This window comes from Sphingobium sp. FW306-1B-F04DB, assembly GCF_058781925.1.
On the sequence record NZ_JBYSXE010000088.1, the window covers coordinates 1 to 6,904 of the forward strand.

Annotated in this window: 6 protein-coding genes; 4 read left to right on the forward strand and 2 right to left on the reverse strand. The window is 64.7% G+C overall.

Annotated features, from left to right (window positions below):
- Positions 1-164: 164 nt before the first annotated feature.
- From AC3WJD_RS21420 to AC3WJD_RS21435, 4 genes are all read left to right on the forward strand, one after another.
- Positions 165-1,139, forward strand: a complete 975-nt coding sequence (locus tag AC3WJD_RS21420) for a bile acid:sodium symporter family protein (protein WP_492748787.1) — start codon at positions 165-167, stop codon at positions 1,137-1,139.
- Between the two features lie 51 nt (positions 1,140-1,190).
- On the forward strand, positions 1,191-2,393 hold the full coding sequence (locus AC3WJD_RS21425; RefSeq protein ID WP_492748788.1) for a toxic anion resistance protein: 1,203 nt from the start codon (positions 1,191-1,193) through the stop codon (positions 2,391-2,393).
- Positions 2,394-2,397: 4 nt separating this feature from the next.
- Complete coding sequence (locus AC3WJD_RS21430; protein ID WP_492748789.1) at positions 2,398-3,117, forward strand: hypothetical protein; 720 nt, start codon at positions 2,398-2,400, stop codon at positions 3,115-3,117.
- Positions 3,118-3,403: 286 nt separating this feature from the next.
- The gene (locus tag AC3WJD_RS21435; RefSeq protein WP_492748791.1) at positions 3,404-4,897 is read left to right on the forward strand and encodes a lipopolysaccharide biosynthesis protein; all 1,494 of its coding nucleotides are present in this window, start codon (positions 3,404-3,406) and stop codon (positions 4,895-4,897) included.
- On the opposite strand, the gene AC3WJD_RS21440 is transcribed toward AC3WJD_RS21435, so the two are convergent.
- Entirely contained in the window at positions 4,878-6,086 is a 1,209-nt protein-coding gene (locus tag AC3WJD_RS21440; RefSeq protein WP_492748794.1) for a hypothetical protein, read from the reverse strand. The genes AC3WJD_RS21435 and AC3WJD_RS21440 overlap by 20 nt on opposite strands.
- A gap of 241 nt (positions 6,087-6,327) precedes the next feature.
- Entirely contained in the window at positions 6,328-6,681 is a 354-nt protein-coding gene (locus tag AC3WJD_RS21445; protein ID WP_492748796.1) for a hypothetical protein, read from the reverse strand.
- Positions 6,682-6,904: the final 223 nt, after the last annotated feature.

Sequence of the window (6,904 nt, forward strand, 5' to 3'; positions counted from 1 at the left end):
CGAGAACGGCGCCTCCCGAAGCTGCGAGCGCCGCCGCCAGCACAATGCGGCCGGCCATCCAGAACCCACGCATTGCCAGATCCTCTCCATCAAAGATCGTGATGGCCGGGACTAGCACAATTCGCCTGTTGCGCCAATCGGATGGGTGCGACAGGCTCCTGCGCATGATCACGCTTGCCGGGGCAATCAGGCGCCTCATTCCCGACCGCTTCCTGCTGGTGCTGATCGCCACCGTCATCGCCGCCTCGTTGTTGCCCGCGCGTGGGCAGGCGCTCGATGCGATCGGCACGGTTTCGACCGCCGCGATCTTCACACTGTTCTTCATGCACGGCGCGCGGCTGAGCCATCAGGCGGTGATCGACGGACTGAAGCGCTGGCGGCTGCAGCTCGCGATCCTCGTCTTGGGCTATGGCGTGATGCCGCTGTTCGGACTCGGTTTCTCGCAGCTGCTCGACGGCTGGTTGAGCCCCGGGCTGGTGCTGGGCATTCTCTTCCTGACGGTGTTGCCCACGACCGTTCAGTCCTCGATCGCCTACAGCTCGCTCGGCGGCGGCAATGTCGCGGGATCGGTGATCGCGGCGGCGGCGTCGAACCTGCTCGGCGTGGTGCTGACGCCGCTGCTGTTCGCGGCGCTCGCGAGTACGCAGGGCGGCGATGCCGGGCTGTCAGCGATCGGCAAGATCATGCTGCTGCTCCTCCTCCCCTTCTCCCTCGGCCAGCTGGCGCAGCGCTTCGTCGCGTGGTGGATCGGCCGGCACCGCGCGCTGGTCGGTTTTCTCGACAAGCTGACGATCGTGCTCGCGGTTTATGTCGCGTTCAGCGAGGCGGTGACGGGCGGCATCTGGCAGCGCGTCTCGGGCGAGGAACTGGCGATCGTCGCGGCGGCGGTGACCGCGCTGTTGCTGCTCGCCCTCGCCGCATCCTGGGCGCTGGGCGCGCTGCTCAAAAAGCCGCGCGCGGACCGGATCACGCTGCTCTTTTCAGGCTCGCACAAGAGCCTTGCGACGGGCGCGCCGATGATCCGCATCCTCTTTGCGGGTCCCGAGGCGGGGGCGATCCTGTTACCCCTTATCCTCTATCATCAGTTGCAGCTGATGCTTTCGGCGGTTCTGGCGGGCCGACTGGCGCGTCATACTTGAATAACACAGCATTTCCATCCATCTTGGGAACGCAAGGGCAGGAGGATTTGAATGGCGAATGAGACTTTGGTTGCGGAAGACCTGAAGCTGTCCGCGCCCGAGCCCGTTGCACCGATCGCGCCCGAAAAGGCCGCGGGGCTCGTCCCGCTCGAAGAGGGCCAGAAGTCCAAGCTCGACGAGAAGGTCGATTCCTTCATCGCCGACCTTGTCGCGCAGGATGCCAACAGCCCCGAATTCGGCGCGCGCGTCGACCAGATCACCAATATGGGCCGCAAGGAGATTGCGGACGCCGCGGGCCAGTCCAACCGCTTCCTCGACCGCCCCGTGCGCGCGATGGATCAGGAAACGGGCGTGGGCAGCGATCTGGCCGAGCTGCGCCGGACGGTCGAGGATCTCGATCCCGGCCGGAAGGGTAACCTGATGGCGCCGCGCAAGATCTTCGGGATCATTCCCTTCGGATCCAAGCTGCGCAATTATTTCGACGGCTACAAGACGGCGCAAAGCCATATCGCGTCGATTCTCGCGCGGCTTGGCTCGGGCAAGGACGAACTGCTCAAGGACAATGCCGCGATCGCGGTCGAGCGGCAGAATCTGTGGGCTGCCATGGGCCGGCTCGAACAGATGATCCACATCTCGAAGGCGATGGACGCCAAGCTCGAAGCCAAGGCGATGGAGCTCGAATCGACCGATCCCGCCAAATCCAAGGCGATCCGCGAGACCGCGCTCTTCTACGTCCGCCAGCGCACCACCGACCTGCTGACGCAGATGGCGGTGACGGTGCAGGGCTATCTCGCGCTCGACCTCGTCAAGAAGAACAATGTCGAGCTCGTGAAGGGCGTCGACCGCGCCTCGACCACCACCGTCGGCGCGCTGAGGACCGCGGTCACCGTGGCGCAGGCGCTGACCAACCAGAAGCTGGTGCTCGAACAGATCACCGCACTCAACACCACGACCGCGAAGATCATCGACAGCACCGGCGAGCTCCTGAAGACGCAGACCGCGGCGATCCACGAGCAGGCCGCGTCCTCGACCATCCCGCTCGAGACGCTCCAGCGCGCCTTCCAGAACATCTACGACACGATGGACAATATCGACGCGTTCAAGCTCAAGGCGCTCGAATCGATGAAGACCACGGTCACCACGCTCTCCAACGAGGTCGAGAAGTCCAAGGGTTATATCGCGCGCGCCGAGGGTGCGGCGCAGGCGGGCGCGGGCGGCGGACAATCGCCGCTGCTCACCGCGATCGAGGCGTGATGCGATGGTCACCGATGTCGATCGCGCGATCGAACGCGCCGGCGCGCTGATCGGACGGCTGTCGCCCCAGGCGCAGCGGCTCCAGCAGCGCGTCCGGCAGAAACGTCGCGCGCATTTCCTGAAGAAGCTCGGCCGCGTCGTGATCGCGGGCGGCGCGATCATGGTCGCCTCGGCGCTGTTCGGGCTGTTCTTTGCGCCGATCGGTAGCACCGGCGTGATGCTCGCCTTCGGCTTGTGGCTGCTCGCGGCCTGGGTATTGCTCGTCTATCCCAAGTTCCCCGAGGCGAACACCGAAACGTTGGTGCAGACCGACCTCAAATATCTGCCCGCGCAGACCGAGGTCTGGCTGGCGGCGCAGCGCAAGGCGCTGCCCGCCCCATCGCAGCGGCTGCTCGACGGGATCGGCACGCGGCTCGAAACGCTCGCGCCGCAGCTCCAGACGCTCAATCCGCGCGAGCCCGCAGCGATGGAAGTGCGCAAGATCCTGACCGACCATCTGCCCGAACTGGTCAGCGGCTACCGGCGCGTCCCGGAGCCGCTGCGCCGCGAGCCCCAGTCGAGCGGTCAAACGCCCGACCAGCAACTCGAGGCGGGGCTGAAGCTGATCGACGAGGAGATCGCGGAGATGACGCGCAATATCGCGGCGGGCGACCTCGACAAGCTTGCGACGCAGGGCAAGTTCCTCGAACTCAAATATCGCGGGGCCGAGGGGATCGACGGATAGCGCGCCGCCGGAAAATTGCCGTCATTCCAGAAGCGATGAATGTGGAACTCAAAGGCACGGTTACGGTGTTCATGGATTCCGGGTTCCAAGCCGAACCTGCGTAAAACCTTCGGTTTTCCGGGTTCGCCTAGGCCCCGCAATGACGCGTAGCGGCTAATTGCCCGCCTTCGCTAGCGCCGCACGCGCCCGCAACCTGATCGCACCTGTTTCGTGCAGCCGATTGCGGATGCACGCAAAATGCGTCCATACCGGCGGCGGCAGGCCGGCAACCGAGGATGGGGGGCGCGTGCAGAATCTGAAAGGCCGACTTGCGCGCGGAAGCATGTGGATCGGGCTGTCGCGCGTGTTTGTCGGCGTGCTCGGATTCGTGTCGACCCTCGTGCTGGCGCGGCTGCTGCTCCCTTCCGATTTCGGGCTGGTGGCGCTGGGCATGTCGATGCTCGTCATCCTGCAGTCGTTCACCAATCTTTCGCTGGCGCAGGCGCTCGTCCATCACCGCGACCCCACGCGCGATCATTTCAACGCGGCCTGGACGTTGAACGCGCTTCGCGGGATCATCCTTGGCGGCCTGTTCGCCGCAGCCGGGCCGATGCTTGCGCGTTTTTTTGGCGACGACCGGCTCACCGAGGTGATCTACGCGCTCGGCCTGAGCATTGTGCTCGGCGGGCTCGCCAATCCGCGACGGATCATGCTGCAGAAGGAGCTGATCTTCTGGCAGGATTTCGTGCTCAACGTCTCGCAAAAGCTGATCGGCGTGATCGTCGGCGTCGCCGTTGCGGTGATCTACAAAAGCTACTGGGCGCTGATCGCGGGCACGCTTGCGGGCCAGATCGCGCAGGTGGCGATCTCCTATACCGTGCTGCCCTTTCGCCCGCGCCCGACGTTGAAACATGCGCGCGAACTCTGGTCCTTTTCGCTGTGGCTGGCACTGAGCCAGGCGATCAACACGATCAACTGGCGCTTCGACCAGCTGCTCATCGGCAAGTTTCTGGGGCGGACGGACCTCGGCTATTATACCGTCGGCAACAGCCTCGCGATCATGCCGAGCCGCGAGATGACACTGCCGCTCACCCAGACGCTGTTTCCCGCCTTCACGCGCTTCGCCGACGATCCCGCGCGGCTGCGCCATGCCTATCAGCGCGCGCAGGCGCTGATCACCGCGATCGCGCTGCCGCTGGGGATCGGCATGGCGTTCATCGCGGAGCCCCTCGTCCTGCTCGCGATGGGCGAGAAATGGCTGCCCGCGACCGTCGTGATCGAAGCGATGGCCGCTGTCGTCGCGGTTCAGACCATCGGATCGCAAGTCGCCCCGCTGGGCATGGCGCTCGGCAAAACCCGGCTGTTGTTCGTCCGTGACACGCAACTCTTCTGCGTGCGGCTGCCGCTCCTCATCGCGGGCATGTATCTGGCGGGCCTCCAGGGCGTGCTCTATGGGCGCATCCTGACCGGTCTGATCGCCACGGGCGTCAACATGCTGATGGTGCGCAAGCTGATCGCGCTCCCGCTCCGCAGCCAGCTGGCGGCAAATCTGAGATGCCTGATTGCCGCGTCCGCGATGAGTGCGGCGGTCTGGGCGACGGGGCAGATGTTCACGACGCGCGCCGAGCTCGGCCATCTGGTCGTTGAGATCACCACGCTGATCCTGACCGGCGCGATGACCTATATCGCCGTCTCGGCGCTAGCATGGGTGCTGATGGGCAAGCCTACCGGCCCCGAGAGCGAGATCCTGGCGATGGCGCGCCGCGCCGGGGCGCGGATCTTTACGCGGCGTCGGATGTGAGTTTTGGGACAGGCGCCGGTTGTGGCGCACGCACCGGGCCCCGGCGCCTGGGGAAGAGCGCCTTTTTCACCTGTTTCGCGCCGTTCAGCGCCGAATTCCAGGCGATCGACACCTGGAGCGCGCGCATCTTGCCGGGCATCGCGCCGTTCCGTCGCGCGGTGCTGACGATGTCATGCAGATAGCCGACCTGCACGGCATTGCACGCGCGCAGCGCAAGCACCTGCGCCAGCCCAGGCTCCCCGGGCAGCGAGGGCGGCAGCGCGAGGCCTGCGGCCATGAAGTTTAACTTGGTGCGCAGGCATTTTTCGCACCTTCCGCAATTGGCGGTCGCCGAAGCATTCTGCCAGCACACGCGCAGGTTGGTCAGGCATTCGGGCCATTCGCCGATCGCACGCACCTTGTCGGTCCGGCCATAACCTGCCCCGTCATAGACGACCGCGAAGTCGGGCGAGGAAAGCATGGAGAAGGTGATGGGATTGGATCCCCAGGGCAGGACAAGATGGGCATAGTCCTCATCCGCGCCGATCAGCGCGGCATCGCACGCGCCCTGCCAGTGCCGCAGACAACTCGACAGACCCGCGCCGAATTCCATCTGCCAGACGCGCGACGCCGCCTGGCGCCAGTTGGTGCGCATCTTCACCAGCGGCAGATCGATAGAGGCGAGCGCCTGCGCCGCATGCGCAAAGGCCTCCTCGAACTGCGCTTCGTTGGCCAGCGGAATATCGAGCCCATGGACGAAGACCGCCAAGCCCGGCGTGCGGTTGCTGCGTCCCGCCTGTCCGGTGACATGGCGCCAGATCGTGAACGAGCCGTCGACACCGCCCGAGCAGGCCGCAACCGCGCGCGCAGCCTTCCCGGCCGGGCGTTCGCCATCATCGCACTCGACCGCCGCGCTGATCCCGACGCGTGTGTATAGATCGGGCCGCCAGAGCGACCATGACACCATCAACTCTTCGAGACCGGCCAGCAGCGACCGCGAAACCGGCCCCTCGATATGGAGATCGCGGCCGCTTTCCATCGCCTTGAAGATCAGCGCAGTCGCCGCGACATCATGCCGGTCGAGCGGCGGGGGCATTGCCGCTTCGGGTCCCTCCATCTCCCACCAGAGCTCGGTATCATCGAAACGCGCGACCCTGCGTATCGCACCGGGCGCACGTTCCTCGGCAAGTCCAACCCGAATATGCTCCATATTCGCCCCGCCAGACAGTCGGCCAAAAGAATGGCCGCGCACGGCATGCGGCGCAGCCAGTCCAAGCCATCAACGCGCGAATGCGATTCGCGTTGCAGAGCGCGGCTGGCGGAGGCGATGTGCCGGTGCGAAGAAGGGTCCGGAGAGGGCGCTGCCTCCAAAGTTCATTAATTTCAAAAGCTTATTTTGCCATCGTTATAAAAATGGTCATAACAGCTAATGATTATCTCGCGCCGGTCGCTCACCTTGCTGCGTCGGCGTCTTCAGTATCGGGCGGGAAACTGAGCCACAACTCAACGGTACCCTTGCGGATATGGCCATCGCACGGCTGTTTTGGCACGACGATATTGTCGAGCACGGTTCCGTTGACCTTAGCCAGGCGATTGACGCTCGCCGAGAGGCGCACCGCGGCCGCCTTGTCCTCAGGCGCACAATAGTGAACTTCATTTAGGCCCTGAACGGCGGCATTCCGGTCATTAGCGTTGAGGCGATAGCCCATATCGACGAGACCCTGATGGATCTTGCTCCAGCTCGGCCAAGGCGCCCCCACTCGCGGATCGACGAAGGGAAATGCGGTCGGCGACAGCGCCGCCATGATCCAATATTGCGTCCCGTCGGCGCTTGGGACAGCCCTGGCATTACTTGCAGCGACGATCTTAATGGCCGTTTACCCACGGTCTGAACGCGCGCGCCGGAAGCGAAAGCTGACATTGGCCGTATCAAGGCTCTACGGCAGCCTCGGCCGACATCTCAGATGATGTGGATGGCTCCCGCTCCCGGCATCTAGGTGCCAAAGTGTGGAAGCTATCAAAGCGACC